Source organism: Psychrobacter sp. FME5, assembly GCF_014861375.1.
Taxonomy (GTDB): domain Bacteria; phylum Pseudomonadota; class Gammaproteobacteria; order Pseudomonadales; family Moraxellaceae; genus Psychrobacter.
In genome coordinates, this window is the sequence record NZ_RRYX01000064.1 from 1 (window position 1) to 16,709 (window position 16,709).

The window sequence follows — 16,709 nt, forward strand, 5'->3', positions numbered from 1 at the left end:
CTTCTATGTCAATTATGGCTATGTCTGATGCCAGCATACTTTTTAGAACACCACCAAATATTTAATCAGACAATCACTCAAATAATAAATAAAGGAATTTATCATGCGTAGCGCAACTTACGATCATTTCGGCAAACCAACTGAAGTACTGAGTGTCGGTGACCGCCCTACTCCAGAGCCAAAAGCCAATGAAGTCCGCGTCAAAACTATCTTAGCTTCTATTCATAATCATGACCTACTCACCATTCGCGGAAAATATGGCTTTAAACCTCAGCTGCCGGCTATCGGTGGTTCTGAGGCCTTGGGTGTCATCGATGCGGTTGGCAGCGAGGTCAAAGACTTAAAAGTCGGTCAACGCGTGGCAGCGGCCAGCGTGCAGGCCACTTGGGCAGAGTACTTTGTGGCATCAGCCGACATGGTCTTCCCTGTACCTGATAGCTTAAAAGATGAGATGGCGGCGCAGCTGATCGCTATGCCGCTGAGTGCATTGATGCTGCTTGAATTTCTCGAAGTAGAAAGCGGTCAATGGGTCATCCATAACGCCGCCAATGGTGCGGTCGGTAAATCACTGGCGATGCTAGCGGCGGCGCGCGGCGTCAAAACCATTAACCTCGTCCGTAGTAGCGATGCGCTCGGAGAGTTAGAAGCGCTCGATATCAAAAATAATATCAATACGTCAGACGATGACTGGAAAGACCAAGTCAAAGCTATCATTGGCGATGATAAAATCAGTGCAGCGGTTGATTCTGTCGGCGGTGAAGCCAGTGGTAATCTGTTATCGCTACTGGGTCATGGTGGAGTGTTCGCCGTATTTGGCGCGATGTCAGGTAAGCCGATGATGCTGAATCCGACTGATATGATCTTTAAACAAGCTATCTTAAAAGGCTTTTGGGGCAGTAAACTCAGTCAAGAAATGAGTGTCGACAATAAAAAACGTCTGGTCAAAGAGCTGATAGATCGTGCGGTTGATGGCAAATTAAAACTACCCGTTGAAGCGGTGTTTGATTTGAAAGACGTATTAAAAGCAGTTGACGGTAAATTGCAATCTGAGAAGAAAGGCAAGGTGCTTTTAAGAGCTTAATAGTTTTTTTAAATATTAGTATGATTAGTATTATAAGCAGTGGCGGCGTCTCCTAACTATGGAACGCTGCCATTGCTTTTTTTTGGCAATCAGTCCAGTAGCTTAGAAGGGAACAGACTCTAATATTTAGGGTGAAACGTTACCTTAACCTTAGACGCTAACCTTAGACGCTTGTCTTTTTACAATTGTCAGCAAACAATAAGGTTGCTTAACCAAATTCAGGTTGAGTATGCCAAGGCCAAGTTGTTAAGGTTGATGACTGATAACGATTCTGTATATCTATAGTGAAGTCATTTTAAAAACGATACCGTACTATGGCTATAGTTTTTCTTGCTTGCTGTTCGCAGGCGTGACAGAGGCTACAAAAATTTATAGCCGTAGCACGTCACTACCATCGTATCGCTTTTATTTCGGACTGACTATATATCAATAATAAAAATGATCAGCGACTTTTATCTATCCACCTAAAAAATAAATAAAGGAAATTCTTATGCGTAGCGCAACTTATAATAATTTTGGTAAACCTTCAGAAGTCCTAAGCGTAACCGATAGCCCTACTCCAGAACCGAAGGGTAATGAGGTTCGTATCAAGACTATCTTATCCTCCATCCACAATCATGACCTAGTGACTATTAAAGGTGAATACGGTAATAAACCTAAGCTACCTGCGACTGGCGGCTCTGAGGCGGTGGGTACTATTGACCTGCTTGGTAAAGACGTAGCAAGCTTTAAAAAAGGTCAGCGCGTGGTCGTTTCTGGTGTAGAGGGCACGTGGGCGGAGTATTTTATTGCGCCAGCCCAACGTATCATTCCGATACCAGACGCCATCGACGATGAAATGGCGGCTCAACTCATCGCTATGCCTATGAGTGCGCTGTTACTGATTGAATTCTTAAACATCGAACCCGGCCAATGGATCATCCAAAACGCTGCTAACGGTGCAGTCGGTGAATCTATGGCGATGCTTGCGCCCGAGCGCAATATTAATACGATTAATTTAGTGCGCAGTAAAGAGTCAGAAAAAGAGCTGATTGAGCTTGGTATCACCAAAAATAACGTGGTAACCGATGATGACGACTGGAAAGAACAAGTACAAAAAATCGTTGGTGATGCCAAAATAAACGGTGCAGTCGATGCGGTTGGTGGTAAGTCTGGTGGTGAGCTCCTATCGCTACTAGGTAAACACGGTGCGATGGCCTCCTTAGGTTCTATGTCTGGCGAACCGCTGATGATTAACCCCAGTCATCTGATTTTTAATTTGAGCAAAGTAAAAGGCTTTTGGGCCAGCGATCTGATGCAAGAGATCAGTGACGATGATATGCAGCGCTTAACGAAAGAGCTGATCGAACGCGCGGCTAGCGGTACATTAAAACTGCCTACTGGTGGCGTTTATAATTTAGCCGATATTCAAAAAGCGGTCTCTGAAAAAGTACAATCTGAGAAAAAAGGCAAAGTATTGATTAAACCTTAAGCTGCTCTTTTAAGATCCCTTTAATATAAAAGTATAGTCGATACAATTTAAAAACGATACAGTGCTGCTGGTATCAATTTTTTGCAGCCTCTGTCACGCCTGCGAACAGCATGCAAGAAAAACTGATACCAGTGGCACGTTGTTATCTACAGCTCTCTTTTATTGTGAGCTGACTATAATAAAAAAGGAATAATATAATGTCTAATAATAAAACCTTTAAAGCCTTGGTCGTCGAAGAAACCAGCGATGACAAATTCGATAAAAGTATCCAAACGCGTAATGTCAGTGATTTACCTAAAAATGATTTATTAATCGAAGTACATTATTCATCGTTAAACTTCAAAGATGCCATGTCGGCATCGGGCAATAAAAGAATTACTAAAAACTATCCGCATACGCCCGGTATCGATGCAGCAGGCGTCGTGGTTAGTGATAAATCTGGTACTTTTAAAGCAGGTCAAGAGGTTGTGGTCTTCGGTTATGATTTGGGTATGGATACCGATGGCGGTTTGAGTCAAATGATTTCTATTCCAGCCGATTGGGCGCTACCCTGCCCAGAAATGCTGACGTTAAAAGAGGCGATGATTTACGGTACCGGCGGTCTCACCGCAGCGTTAAGTGTGCAAAAGTTAGAAAAAATGGGCGCAAAACCAAGCGATGGACCAGTCGCTGTCACCGGCGCAACTGGTGGCGTCGGTAGTATCAGCATCGCTATATTAAAGCAGCTGGGCTACGAGGTCATTGCCTTTTCTGGTAAACCTGAACAAAGCGAGCATCTGAAAGAATTAGGCGCGAGTGAAGTGCGTCATCGCGATACCATCAATGAAATCGGTAATAAACCTATTGGCCGTGAACTATGGGCAAATGCTATCGATACGATAGGCGGCGATTACTTAGCAAACTTGCTCAAACAGACCAAAGCGGGCGGCGCGGTGACTAGTTGTGGCTTAGCAGGTGGTGCTGAGTTTTCGATGTCGGTCATGCCTTTTATCACTAGAGCCGTCTCTTTATTGGGTATCGATTCGGTCTATATTCCACTGGCTGACAAAAAAGCGATTTGGCAGCGTGTCGCCACTGATATGAAGCTGCCCAATCTTGAGAAATATTGTGAAGAGATTACCTTAGCGCAAACGCCTGAGTACTTAGAGCGATTTATAGAGAGTAAAACCGTGGGACGTTATGTGGTGAATGTGCGGGGTTAGAGTTTAGAACTCGAAATTTATGAAAGGTAGCGGTGCTCTTTACTTTAAGAAGCGCCGCTATTTTTTGATCTTGAGAGTAGCAGAAAAAATTTTAGTCAAGGAGTAATTATGTTTATAGTAAATATTGAATATCCAGGAACTTGGTTAGAATTGCCAGACGGAGAAGATGTATCTGAGCTAACAAGCATTATTTCATCGATGGAAACAACAATAACAGATATGGCTATTACTCTTACAATGTTCACAGATTGCCAGCAGAAATCTTATTTGGAACATACATCAGATAATACGGAGGATTTATGGGAGCGCGATAGGCAGTTACGCATGCATATAGAAAAAAATTATCGTGATGGGTTAGATGATGAAAATGATTTTTATACTAATCATGAGTATCATCGAGCTGAAACTGAAAGACTCTACAGACAGGAAAAGTTAAATTCGGGCGAAGTACCAAGAAGTTATAAGAACCGCTTTTCATTCATCCATGCCCATAGCTTTTTATCCTTAGTAGATTCATTTTACAAATATTTGTCTGTAATTTCAGATGAAACAAATCTTGGACATGTTAAAAGTATAAAAGAACAGTTTGAAGAGGCATTTCCTCTACTCTCCAAAGTAAGAAATAGTGCACAGCACTCTGAAGACCGTATCAGGGGCTATGGTAGAAGTAAGAAAAAGAAAATGGATTTGCAAGGTGGGTTCCTTGGGCTCAGTAACTTAAATGGAGATTTGTTAGGATATACTATAGATGATGGTACATATCAAGAATTTTCAATTAGTCATGACACTCTTATCAGAGTATCTAAATTATTTCAGAACTTGTTAAATGGCTTTTCTTGGACAGGTTCTATAAGGTTTAGCCCGTACATATAAAGATTATGATATCAATACCATACAAGGTCTTGTAAGTTTACAAGCATCAAAAAAAACACCCAGCTAAGTTGAGTGTTCTTTATTTATATACTAAGCCAATTTGATCAGCTCAACGTTATCAACAATTAGCCACAAGCCCAGTCAAACTGATTATTCAACAAATCGATTTGACCATTACCACCACCCATATTGGCATCACCAAGTGCTTCTTCAAACTCAATATAAAAAGGACTAAATGCTGGCATCGCTTGAATGGGATTGGCCGTACCACCAAAATGACTTTTTGCATGAAACCTATCAAGCTTTAATATGGTACCTTTTGTAGAAAACATAGGGGTATAAGCATTCTCATCATCTTCATCTGGCCACTCATCGAGCATCTTGCCGACATTAGGATCATCTGTTCGGACAACGTGCTTAATAAACTGAGCGGGTTCATCTTTGACCAAGCAAGTGCTACTCCACTCTTCGACTTCATAGTCTGGATAGATACTATTTTCTTTTTTAGGCAGTGCTGTCGCTTCACCTTCAAACTCCTCCTTGGTTAGCCAAATTAATGCCCAGCCACCACCAATAATATCTTCAAGATAGATTTCTTGAGGGTGACGATGGTTGGCATAGCGACTCAGTGACGCCCAAAAAGCCACAGCGTCTGTATGATTCACCTCGGTGAGGTTAGTAATCATATCTTCAACACCGTCTACCGTGTCTTCAACATGATCATCCGCCTGAAAAAGCGATATTGCCATGAGATCTTTCTCTTTTACGCGATACGCTTCAGGCACCAATATAGTCCATAAGTGTGCCATCGGTAGACCATTGATCCTACTTCGTGGCCATTGATCCGTGGTAATACCGATAGGGCGACCAAAGGCCCAGCCTTGCCCATGATTTTCATCCGTTAGTTCCAAATCGTATGCTTGTTTTAATGACTCCATCGCTCTTTTCTCGCTTCCTTAGATTAACCTTATTTATTAGACGTACTACACCAACCAAAACCAATCAGGCGCAAATAAATAGGACATACCCATAGATAGTAATACTGATAATATGCTACCCACGATGGCGCCAACCCACGATGTACCACCCTTTGCCACTAACTCCTGTTCGACCGTCGCTGGGTCAGCTGTATTACTCATGACTTTATCGATATTTTTAACGCTGTAGCTGAAATAAAAGTAATTCCCTAAAAGTCCTGTTAATACTGCCCATGCGACAAAAAAGCTGGTTTGACCTATAGAGCTATACGTTTCCATACCGAGCAGATGCATTAAGACTAAATCAACTGCATTAATGCCAAGTACAATAAAAAAAGCGACTAGATACATTTTACGATAGCACAACCAAGACGTTCCCAAGAGAAGTCCAGCCAAATTAAAACTGTGTATACTAGAGCCATCATTATTAACCTCTAAGCGTGGCTCGCTGTCCTTAAACCATTTATCACGATAAAAGCTGTCATACTTGTCGCCGACGAAGGCCGCTAGCAAAGTATCAGCATTTTCAGAGCTGGAAATCGACTGGCTTTGTGTGCTTTGCGCATCTTTAGAAATATTAACCGCTGTTAACGGTGGTGGTGTTTGTGCTTTAACATCAAAGAATTGATGTCCACAGTTTGAACAAACGACTGCCTCACTTGCGTTTTCTTGATTACAGCTATTACAAAGCATCTTATCCCTTAATTTTACTGAACACTGATCATTTTATAATTTTACCTACACTTTAATAATAAGAAAACCAATTAAAGTTGGCACTATTATAGTTAATAAAAACAAATGTTCAATAAAAAACTGGGTCATTTTCGAGTGGCTGTTTTTTCGACCAAAAAAAACACCCAACCAAGTTGAGTGTTTTTTGCTATCGCTACGCTAAACCGAACGAATAAAAAATAAACCATATATCAATGCAAAAAATTTGAGTAGCTAGGAAAACGGGTGCTAGCGCTCCAACATTAACCCACTACTTCTTCTTTTCGGCACGTTTTTTCTCGATTAATGCTTGAGCTGTCGCATTTTGCTCCCACCACCCTCCCATTTCTTGCCAGTATAAATATGCCTGCTCTTTACCACCGATTTCTATACCATAACTATTATCAATACCACGTGGTTTAGGATGGCGTTTTTTGAGTATTTCATGAGCCACTTCAGGTAAGTTATCTTGCGCGATAACCCATTCTTTTTCAGCTTTGTCCAGCTTATCTTGATAGCAGTAAGCCAATACTTTTCCAAAAGCAATATTGGCCAGCATATCCTCTGGATAATCGTCACAGATTTGAATGATTTTTTGGTATTGCTTGGTAAGCATATACAGCTCTACCAAGCGTTCGCGTATGCCCAAATTGTCATTAGGGCACACTTGTAATAGCTTTTCGCCCTCTGCGCAGGCCAACTCAAAACTACCATTATCGGCATATACATTGGTTGATTGAAACAGTGCACGCAAAAAGGGACGGTTTTCCATGATGCCCCAAGGCAGCTTACTTTTTTGCCAATTGAATTTTTTGGGAAAGTATTCTAAATAAAGTCGCATACATTCACGGCTACTTAGTAAGGCTAAAAAGCTATCGTCATGCTCCTCACATAAAAAAGCCAAGTTAAAGTAAGCATCAGGGTCATTTATACTTTCTAATACTAGAAATTGCGCAATCTCACGAGCCACTTCATAACCATCACGCTCCAAAGTCATTTGAATAACCTGAAATGAGGTCGGCGGCTGGTCATCAAAGTCTTGCATAATTTCATCTTGAAACTTGGTCATCACTTCGTGCATGATGTCATCAATATCGCGACCTGCTTTTATTTCTGCGTCAACGAAATTTTTTACTTGGTTTTTTAAGTGGCTACTTTCATTATCGTTAGCTGATTTATTTTTAGGAAATTCAATAATCGACTCTTCAAACATCCATTCATCTTGACCGACATGAACTAATTTCATAGCTTATTGCTCCTTTTTGCATCCTATTTTTATATCACATTACAAAGATGTGAGCTATTCCCACTCAATAGTAGCAGGCGGCTTGCTCGACACATCATAAGTCACGCGTGATACTTCGGCAATTTCATTCATAATACGATTCGATACCGTTTCAATCAAATCATACGGCAGATGGGCAAAGCGCGCAGTCATAAAGTCTACCGTTTCAACCGCACGTAGCGCAATCACCCACGCATAGCGGCGACCATCACCGACCACACCGACCGATTTAATCGGTTGGAAGACCGCAAACGCTTGCGCGGTCTTCTCATACCAGCCTGATTTTTCTAACTCTTCCATAAAGATAGCATCGGCAGCACGTAAGATATCGGCAAACTCTTTGGTCACTTCACCAAGGATACGCACGCCTAAACCCGGTCCTGGGAACGGATGGCGGTTGATCATTTTTGCTGGTAAACCAAGGGTAATACCCAGTTTACGCACTTCATCTTTAAACAAATCGCGTAATGGCTCAACCAATTCAAAGGCCAAATCATCTGGCAAACCGCCAACATTATGATGGCTCTTAATCACGTGAGCTTTACCTTGATGCGACTTCGCTGATTCGATAACGTCAGGATAAATAGTGCCTTGTGCTAAAAACTCGATGACTTTGCCATCGCTTTGCTCGCTGACTTCACGCGCACTGTTAGCAAAGACGTCGATAAAGGTTTTACCAATGATTTTACGTTTGGCCTCAGGATCAGACTCGCCAGCCAATGCATTCAAGAATAACTCTTCGGCATCAACGCGGATGACTTTTACACCCATATTTTCGGCGAAGATTTGCATCACCTGATCGCCTTCGTGTAGACGCAGCAACCCAGTATCGACAAACACACAAGTCAGCTGATCGCCGATGGCTTTATGCAATAATGCCGCCACGACGGAGCTATCCACCCCGCCTGAGAGACCGAGCAATACTTGCTTGTCACCGATTTGTTTTTGTAATTGTTCGATACGCATATCGATGATGTTATCAGGCGTCCAGCTGCCCGCGCAGTCACAGATTTGATGGACAAAACGTCCTAGCAATGCCTGACCTTGGGCGGTATGGGTGACTTCAGGATGGAACTGGAGACCATAATATTGCTTGTCATCATTGGCCATAATGGCAATCGGACAGCTTGGTGTACTGGCAACGATGTCGAAGCCTTCAGGCGCATCAATCACTTTATCGCCATGACTCATCCACACATTGAGCTTACCTGCTGCGTCTTCGATACCGTCTATAAGGGTAGATTTGCCGTCGATATTAATGGTCGCTGCACCAAACTCATGGACATTACTGGCGTGAACTTGCCCGCCAAAACGCTCTGCCATTGCTTGCATACCGTAGCAGATACCTAATACCGGTACGCCTAAGTCAAATACGGCGTCATTGATACGTGGGCTGTTTTCTGCATGCACGCTCTCAGGACCACCCGATAAGATGATACCTTTTGCGCCAAAATCTTTGATGCGTTGGGTGTCGATATCAAACGGGAACATCTCACAGAATACGCCTGAATCGCGTACACGGCGGGCGATTAGTTGGCTATATTGTGAGCCAAAATCAAGAATTAAGATGCGATCTTCTTTGATAGTAGGTATTGCAGGAGTGGCAGCGGCAGTGGTCATAAATCGATGTCCATCAAGAAAAAATTAGTGCCCTATTTTAACAAGTTTCGGCAGTCTATTGGTTATAAAAATACGCTAATCTACCAACTAACCCAAAATCGTCTCAATAAATTATTCTAAAAACCTACTTTATTTCACTTTCATCGCTCTTTGTTTTATATTGCTCTCTAAGTGAGAAATATAAACTTGTAAAATTGAGGCAGTACACCAATCGTCGTTGACTAATGTACAGAAAACAGTTACTTATACTGTGATACGTTAAACAAGTAACCCGGTAATTTTGGATACTGCACTGACCATCAAATGGTCGGTATTCAAAGTGTTTCTAGTTCAAGCACAGTTATAATCATAATAAATCGACAGGTATGTCCCTATGAGCAAAATCAAATCTCTTATTCGTAAAAACGCTAAGCCTGCCAATACCAACAATCCTATATTAGATAACGTCGCAAAAAGTGATGCGTCCATTAACATGACCGCCAACACGCCGATAGAGCAAACGCGTTGGAATGGTTGGGGCAATGTCAATATCAATAAAAAAGTGTCGTCACACGGTGCCAAGCTGATTAAATCCCACATTGGTAAAACCAAGAAACTAAACTCTGTCAGCTTGCAAGAGGTACTCAAAACCGTACCCAAGTCACGCTTGCCTGCTGCCATGACTAAGCTAGATACAGTATCTATCGATAATGAGGTCAGACTCAGACATGCGCGTGGACAAAGCTTTCCTGACTGGATAGCCATGCACGGTGGCGACTTTGAAGTCTTCCCTGATGGCGTCGCGCATCCGCAATCGACCGCTGATGTCGAGACCTTATTGAAACTGGCTCACGACCACGACCTTATTGTTATTCCCTTTGGCGGTGGTACTTCAGTAGTTGGTCATATTAATCCACAAAAGGGGTCACGCCCCGTATTAACCATCGCCATGAGCAAGATGGATCAGCTTATTGATTTAGATAACGAGAGCCAAATTGCTACCTTTGGCGCAGGCACACAAGGACCAGCGGTCGAAGCACAATTGGACGCACACGGTTATCGCTTGGGACATTACCCGCAGTCTTGGGAGCTATCGACCCTCGGCGGCTGGATTGCCGCGCGCTCTAGTGGTCAGCAGTCATTAGGCTATGGGCGTATCGAGCAAATGTTTGCTGGTGGGACACTTGTGACGCCAAAAGGTGTCATTACTATCGCTGATATTCCTGCCTCATCAGCAGGCCCTGATTTGCGTGAAATGATGATGGGCACTGAAGGCCGCGCTGGTATTTTTACCGAAGTCAAAATGCGCGTGCAACCGCAGCCTGAAGAAGAGGTTTTCAAAGTGGTGTTTTTACCGAATTGGGAAGCGGGTAAAGAAGTGCTCAGACAAGCGGTGCAGAGTAATATTCGCCTGTCTATGCTACGTTTAAGTAATGCGGTCGAAACCGACGCCCATCTACATTTAGGTACGACGCCTAGTCAGTTTTTAGCGATTAGTACTTATCTTAAAGCGCGCGGACTCAGCTCAGAAAAAGTCATGCTCACTTATGGCGTTTCAGGCGATAAAGCGCAGAATAAATTAGCACTTACCCAGTTTAAAAAACTGTTAAAACAGCAAGGCAGTGTTACTGGTAAGCTGACCGATGTCATGGGCAGTATATGGGCGCACGGGCGTTTTAAATTCCCTTATCTGCGCGGCACCTTATGGGAAAAAGGCATCATGGTCGATACCTTTGAGACTGCGACCAATTGGAATAATATCGACGAGCAGGTGCAGCAGATGCAACAAGCTGTTCAAACGGCTTTGGCAGATGAAAATGAGCACGTCATGGCCTTTACTCACATCTCGCATGTATATAAACAAGGCGCCAGTCTTTATACCACCTACTTCTTTAGAGCCGCAAAAGACCATGCTAGTACCTTAAGCCGCTGGCAAAAAATCAAACATGCCGCCAGTTTAAGTCTGGCTAATGGCAAATCGACAATATCGCATCAGCACGGTGTCGGTCGTGACCATGCGCCTTACCTTGCTGCCGAAAAGGGTCAGCTAGGTATTCAGGTAACCAGCGATATGCTCAAAAGCTTAGACCCTGAACAGCGTATGAATCCGGGTGTTTTAATCGAAGATTAGTTCTAGTAAACAATAGGTTTTAAAGTCAGGGCTTATTTGCAGTCTTAGCTGAGGTATGTTTAATTTAATATAAGTGCTATACAGCGCGGCTGATATTTATTTTGCGCAGCCTCTGTCGGCGTAGGCACAGCACGCAAGGAAAATTAATACCAGCCGCGCGTCATAATAAAACGCAACTATATTTTAAATAACGCCTATAAATTAAGCAGTTTAGATAGTCTACTTAGCTGAAACTAAATAACCATTAAAATGAGTCTTCTATGAATCAAGCCACGCAACGCCAACAAGCCTTAGCACCTTTATCTCGCCGCTCGTCTCAAGAAGTGCCTTGGGATATGCTGATCATCGGTGGCGGTATTACTGGCGCGGGGATTGCTCGTGAAGCAGCAAGGCGCGGCTTAGCGGTATTGTTAATTGAGCAAAAAGACTTTGCTTGGGGAACTTCTAGCCGATCTAGCAAAATGGTACATGGCGGGCTGCGCTATATTGCCTCAGGTGATTATAAAACTACTCTACTTAGCGTCCGCGAGCGTGAGCGCATGCTCAATGAAGCCGGCGGCTTGGTCAATGAGATGCATTACGTCATGCCACATTATAAAGGCAAGTTTCCACCGCCATGGATATTTAATACCTTACTCAGGGTATACGATAAGCTGGCAGGCAAACGCTACTTTAAATACTTTAAAAAAGATGCCTTTCTAAACCTAAATCCTGGTATCAAGCAAGAGAAGTTTTTGGGTGCCAGCCAGTTTAGTGACGCGGTGACTGATGACTCACGCTTAGTGATGCGGGTGCTAGACGAAGCGATCCATGACGGCGCGTGCGCGATTAATTACCTTAAAGCCGAATCATTAATTACCAATGAGCAAGGCTTGGTCGTGGGTGCTCACCTAGCAGATACCGCATCTGATGATAGCAATAATACTTACGATGTTTATGCCAAAGTAGTGGTCAGCGCGACTGGCGCTTGGGCTGACACCTTACGGATGCAAGCTAGCCAACAGACGGAGCGAACCTTTCATAAGCAAATTCGTCCGTCGCGCGGTAGCCATTTGGTGGTTAGTCAAGAGCGTCTGCCTCTGACGCAAGCCTATACCTTTTTGCATCCTGTCGATAAAAGAGCGGTGTTTGTTTTCCCTTGGGAGAACCGCTCAGTTCTGGGAACCACCGATTTGGATAATCCTCCTTTAGGTGAAGAAGAAGTTGGCATTACTAGCGCAGAGGTGGATTATCTATTAGCAGCGACCAACGATCTCTTTAATCATGCCAACCTAAGCCGAGAGGATGTCATCAGTACTTGGGCGGGCGTGCGTCCGCTGATTTCTGAAGGCGGTGATGGTAAACGCGTCAGCCCTAGTAAAGAAAAGCGCGACCATAGCGTTTGGCTCGATAATAATTTGGTCACCGTCAGTGGCGGCAAGCTGACCACCTTTCGCCTGATTGCCCTTGATGTGCTAAAGGTTTGCCAACAAGTGCTTGCGTTTGATGATGTGGATACTAAAGATCTTAGCTCGTTTAATAGCGAAGTTTTTAGCAATCAAACACCAACCAATACCAAGTTTGCTACCCTACCTGCATCGCTACAACAGCGCTTACAAGGGTTTTATGGTTTACAACTTGATGCCTTATTAGCATTAGCACATGACGATGATTTGGCTTATGTGACCGACAGCAATACTATCTGGGCGGAGATTCGCTTTGCCGCACGTTTCGAGCAAGTCATTCATTTAGATGATTTATTATTACGGCGTACGCGCTTGGGATTGATACTGCCGCATGGTGCAATGACGCCGTTGATTAGTGATAGGCTGAAGCAAATCTGCCAGCAGGAACTGGGCTGGGACGAGCAAAAATGGCAGCAAGAAGTCGATCGCTATCAAGAGTTATGGCAACGCTATTATCATTTACCAGCGGCTTAGCGCTTTTTTATAGGATATTAATAACAAGTGCTACTGGGGTGCTTACTTTGAAAATATAAGTTCCGTAGCCCCTGTCTGCGTAGGTACAGCAAGCAAGGAAAACTTATACCAGTAGCACACTATAATTATAGTATTTTTATTGAGCTATATATCTATTTCCACATAGTTAAGGATGACTATGACCCATAACCTTGATGCCCCTATTTATTTCTTAACCATCGATAATGGTACACAAAGCGTCAGGGCGCTTATCTTTGATCAATTTGGCACCGAGATTGCCAAAGCCCGCGTCCCTATCGAGCCGTACTTTTCAACTGAGCCTAATTTTGCTGAGCAGCATGCCGATTACTATTGGCAAAAATTAAGCGAGGCCTGCCAGCAATTATGGCAAACCTGCGACATTACGCCAGCGCAAATCGCTGGTGTCAGTCTCGCTACTCAGCGCTACACCATGATATGTTTGGATAAAAATAAACAGCCGCTACGCCCAGCTATTGTATGGATGGATTTGCGCCGAGGAGAGCCCCATGACATAGGCTTTCTTAATCCACTCACCAAGGTAATTGGCATGGGCGATCTAGTTAATGAAGCGCAGCAAAAAGCACGCTGTAATTGGCTCGCTCATCATGAGCCGGAGATATGGGCTAAAACAGCCTATTACGTCAATTTATCAGCGTACTTAACCTATCAGCTCATTGATGAACTTATCGACTCCTCTGGTCACGCGCTAGGCTACCTGCCTTATGATTATAAGGCGCAAGCGTGGTTTAAGCCCAATAACATCAAATGGCGACTATTTAATTGCCGATTAGAGCAAATGCCCAAACTCATGCCACCTGGGCAGCACCTTGGTCATATTACTGCTGAAGCTGCTGCCGCCACTGGTATTCTTGAAGGCACAGCAATGATTGCTGCTGCCAGCGATAAAGCCTGTGAAGCTTTGGGTTCCGCTGGACTGGCCGCCGATACCGCTTGCTTAAGCTTTGGCACTACCGCGACCATCAATACCACCTCAACAAATTATGTTGAGATACTCAAGCACATGCCCGCTTATACCGCTGCTGCACCGAATTATTATAATCACGAGTATATGATATATCGTGGTTTTTGGATGGTTAGCTGGTTTAAAGAGCAGTTTGCTCAATATGAAGAACAGTTAGCAAAAACGCAGGGTATTGATACCGAAAAGCTCCTCGATCAAGCGGTCAAAGATATTCCAGCAGGCTGTATGGGGCTAATGATGCAGCCATATTGGTCGCCTGGCGTTCGTCATCCGGGTCTTGAAGGCAAGGGCGCGCTCATTGGTTTTGGCGATGTACACACACGGGCGCACGTTTACCGTGCTATCTTAGAGGGACTGGCTTACGAGCTTAAGCTTGGTTTTGATACGATTGAGAAGCGTACGGGAAAAACTATCAAACACTTGCGCATCTCTGGTGGCGGCTCCCAAAGCGACTCCGCGATGCAGCTGACGGCAGACATCTTTGGCATGCCTGCTTATCGCCCGCATACTTATGAAGCCTCAGGATTAGGCGCTGCCATCAACTGCGCGGTGGGGCTCGGCGTTTATCCCGACCATTTAGTCGCTACTGAAGCGATGACCCATTTGGGTGATGAATTCTTGCCTATTGAGGCCAACGTTCAGCTATATAAACGCCTATATAATGAAGTTTATCTTAAGATGTATGAGCGCTTAAAACCTTTATACCAAAGCATTCAAGATATTACCGGTTACCCAGCTAAATAATATAGTCGATTCAATATAAAAGAGGTACTTTAAAAATAGCGTTATGCTGGGATAAACTTTCCTCACTTGCTGTGCACTTCGCACTCCAAAGGCTTCGCAAAATTTATCCCAGCAGCACTTTATTCTTTTTAAATTGAATCGACTGTATTAAAAGTATCGTCATTTAAGGCGGTGTGCATACGATTTAAGCCTTCTATCAATATCATTTTAGGACATGCCACATTGAGGCGCATTTTAAGATGACCCTCATCACCGTATTTGATACCCGCGCTCAGCTCAACCTTAGCATCTCTCAGCGCATCATAGAGCAATTGATCTTCTTGCGCATATGCCGAGCAATCTAGCCATATTAGATACGAAGCTTCTGGGCGCATAACCTTAATTTTAGGCAGGTGCTCCTCTAAAAACTGCAGCGTTAAATCAATATTGGCTTCGATATAAGCAAGCACCTGTTTTAACCATTCACCACCTTGCTCATAAGCGCTACGCATCGCCGTATAAGCAAATAAATTGAGCTCATGCTCGTCACTTAAGCGCTGCTGCTGGTCAATTTTACTCAGTAATGCGCTGTCTTTAGCAAATATCATCGAGCCTTTGATACCGGCAATATTAAAGGTTTTGGTCATCGAGGTCAGGCTTACTACTTTGTGCTCATAGCCTTTTGCTAAAGTCAAAAAGGGAATGAATTTGTGACTACTCAAGGTTAAATCTTGATGGATTTCATCACTCACAATCGCCACATCATGCTTTTTGCAGATGAAAAGTAACGCTTTAAGCTCATCTACTGTCCATACACGCCCGCCCGGATTATGCGGATTACACAACAAATACAGCTTAACTTTATGCTCGACAATCTTAGCTTCTATATCAGCTAAATCCAGATGATATTTACCATCTATTTCCTTTAATGCAGAAGTCACAAGCTGACGACCATTGTCCGAAATCTTGGTCATAAAAGGCGTATAAATAGGATCATTGATGAGTACTGCATCCCCTGCCTCGGTAAATACTTTCATCATCAGCACCAAACTTGGCACCACGCCCGGTGAGAAAAGGATATCTTGCTGATTGAGCCATAAACCATAACGACTGCCATGCCACTGAATAATCGCTTGATACAACGGCTCGGTCGGTACGGTATAGCCCAATATGCCATGCTGAGCTACCTGCTCAATCGCCGTTAAAATAGGCTGGGCGGTCTTAAAGTCCATATCCGCGACCCATAGCGGAATCGTATCATCGGTATAATGCCATTTAAACGACCCCGTATTACGTCTGTCTATTATTTCATCAAAGTTGTACAGCACTAGTTTTTTCCTAGAAAATGGTTTTGGCTTAATATATTCAATATAACAAAGTCGTTCTTAACTGTGCAATCAGTCAGCAAAACTATATTACAGACAACCTGCATATAAGCTTCGAAAAACCGACTCAGTAAATACGTGAATGTTATTTAATATAAAACAACTGATTACGAACTTATTAAAGAGTTATTTAGAACTCTCTACTGTCCTTTAAATTCAGCTTCCCTTCTTTCAACCATCGCCATCGCACCCTCTTTCGCATCTTCTGAATGAAACAAATGCGGCAGATAGCCATGAATATTGGCGAGAGCTGCTTTTGCGCCATTACGACTGGCATCTTGCGCTGAGGACAGTATGTAGTGGCATAATAAAATTGGACAGCTTCTAAGAGGTTATAATAACCCAAAGA

Annotated in this window: 12 protein-coding genes; 7 read left to right on the forward strand and 5 right to left on the reverse strand. The window is 43.4% G+C overall.

Translation table 11 applies throughout. From position 1 onward, the window contains the following. The first annotated feature begins 103 nt into the window (after positions 1-103). From EI161_RS09305 to EI161_RS09320, 4 genes are all read left to right on the forward strand, one after another. Complete coding sequence (locus EI161_RS09305; protein WP_192524938.1) at positions 104-1,081, forward strand: zinc-binding dehydrogenase; 978 nt, start codon at positions 104-106, stop codon at positions 1,079-1,081. Between the two features lie 490 nt (positions 1,082-1,571). Beyond that, a complete protein-coding gene (locus EI161_RS09310; RefSeq protein WP_192522747.1) occupies positions 1,572-2,552 on the forward strand; it encodes a zinc-binding dehydrogenase in 981 nt (326 codons plus the stop codon). 197 nt (positions 2,553-2,749) lie between these two features. Further along, positions 2,750-3,754: an oxidoreductase gene (locus EI161_RS09315; protein ID WP_192522748.1), complete on the forward strand. Its 1,005-nt coding sequence runs from the start codon at positions 2,750-2,752 to the stop codon at positions 3,752-3,754. A gap of 108 nt (positions 3,755-3,862) precedes the next feature. Next, the gene (locus EI161_RS09320) at positions 3,863-4,627 is read left to right on the forward strand and encodes a hypothetical protein (RefSeq protein WP_192522749.1); all 765 of its coding nucleotides are present in this window, start codon (positions 3,863-3,865) and stop codon (positions 4,625-4,627) included. A gap of 125 nt (positions 4,628-4,752) precedes the next feature. Here the strand turns inward: EI161_RS09320 and EI161_RS09325 are convergent, their stop codons facing one another. The 4 genes from EI161_RS09325 to guaA form a co-directional block, all read right to left on the reverse strand. Next, positions 4,753-5,565, reverse strand: a complete 813-nt coding sequence (locus EI161_RS09325; RefSeq protein WP_192522750.1) for a hypothetical protein — start codon at positions 5,563-5,565, stop codon at positions 4,753-4,755. Between the two features lie 45 nt (positions 5,566-5,610). Beyond that, positions 5,611-6,297, reverse strand: a complete 687-nt coding sequence (locus EI161_RS09330) for a DUF2628 domain-containing protein (RefSeq protein ID WP_192522751.1) — start codon at positions 6,295-6,297, stop codon at positions 5,611-5,613. 289 nt (positions 6,298-6,586) lie between these two features. Beyond that, a complete protein-coding gene (locus EI161_RS09335) occupies positions 6,587-7,561 on the reverse strand; it encodes a hypothetical protein (RefSeq protein ID WP_192522752.1) in 975 nt (324 codons plus the stop codon). A gap of 54 nt (positions 7,562-7,615) precedes the next feature. Continuing rightward, a complete protein-coding gene (guaA, locus tag EI161_RS09340) occupies positions 7,616-9,220 on the reverse strand; it encodes a glutamine-hydrolyzing GMP synthase (RefSeq protein WP_192522753.1) in 1,605 nt (534 codons plus the stop codon). Positions 9,221-9,593: 373 nt separating this feature from the next. Here guaA and EI161_RS09345 point away from each other — a divergent pair, with 373 nt between their 5' ends. From EI161_RS09345 to EI161_RS09355, 3 genes are all read left to right on the forward strand, one after another. Continuing rightward, positions 9,594-11,330: an FAD-binding oxidoreductase gene (locus EI161_RS09345; RefSeq protein WP_192522754.1), complete on the forward strand. Its 1,737-nt coding sequence runs from the start codon at positions 9,594-9,596 to the stop codon at positions 11,328-11,330. A 260-nt stretch (positions 11,331-11,590) separates the two neighbouring features. Beyond that, positions 11,591-13,249 carry a glycerol-3-phosphate dehydrogenase/oxidase gene (locus EI161_RS09350; protein WP_192522755.1) on the forward strand — a complete coding sequence of 553 codons (1,659 nt, stop codon included), beginning with the start codon at positions 11,591-11,593 and terminating at the stop codon, positions 13,247-13,249. Between the two features lie 178 nt (positions 13,250-13,427). Beyond that, the gene (locus EI161_RS09355; protein ID WP_192529463.1) at positions 13,428-14,996 is read left to right on the forward strand and encodes an FGGY-family carbohydrate kinase; all 1,569 of its coding nucleotides are present in this window, start codon (positions 13,428-13,430) and stop codon (positions 14,994-14,996) included. Between the two features lie 128 nt (positions 14,997-15,124). Here EI161_RS09355 and EI161_RS09360 read toward each other — a convergent pair whose 3' ends face one another. After that, a complete protein-coding gene (locus EI161_RS09360) occupies positions 15,125-16,303 on the reverse strand; it encodes a MalY/PatB family protein (protein ID WP_192529464.1) in 1,179 nt (392 codons plus the stop codon). Positions 16,304-16,709: the final 406 nt, after the last annotated feature.

Coding starts and splice junctions, on each gene's coding strand:
- EI161_RS09305 (WP_192524938.1), top strand. CDS start 104: ATGCGTAGCGCAACTTACGATCATTTCGGCAAACCAACTGAAGTACTG.
- EI161_RS09310 (WP_192522747.1), top strand. CDS start 1,572: ATGCGTAGCGCAACTTATAATAATTTTGGTAAACCTTCAGAAGTCCTA.
- EI161_RS09315 (WP_192522748.1), top strand. CDS start 2,750: ATGTCTAATAATAAAACCTTTAAAGCCTTGGTCGTCGAAGAAACCAGC.
- EI161_RS09320 (WP_192522749.1), top strand. CDS start 3,863: ATGTTTATAGTAAATATTGAATATCCAGGAACTTGGTTAGAATTGCCA.
- EI161_RS09325 (WP_192522750.1), bottom strand. CDS start 5,565: ATGGAGTCATTAAAACAAGCATACGATTTGGAACTAACGGATGAAAAT.
- EI161_RS09330 (WP_192522751.1), bottom strand. CDS start 6,297: ATGCTTTGTAATAGCTGTAATCAAGAAAACGCAAGTGAGGCAGTCGTT.
- EI161_RS09335 (WP_192522752.1), bottom strand. CDS start 7,561: ATGAAATTAGTTCATGTCGGTCAAGATGAATGGATGTTTGAAGAGTCG.
- guaA (WP_192522753.1), bottom strand. CDS start 9,220: ATGACCACTGCCGCTGCCACTCCTGCAATACCTACTATCAAAGAAGAT.
- EI161_RS09345 (WP_192522754.1), top strand. CDS start 9,594: ATGAGCAAAATCAAATCTCTTATTCGTAAAAACGCTAAGCCTGCCAAT.
- EI161_RS09350 (WP_192522755.1), top strand. CDS start 11,591: ATGAATCAAGCCACGCAACGCCAACAAGCCTTAGCACCTTTATCTCGC.
- EI161_RS09355 (WP_192529463.1), top strand. CDS start 13,428: ATGACCCATAACCTTGATGCCCCTATTTATTTCTTAACCATCGATAAT.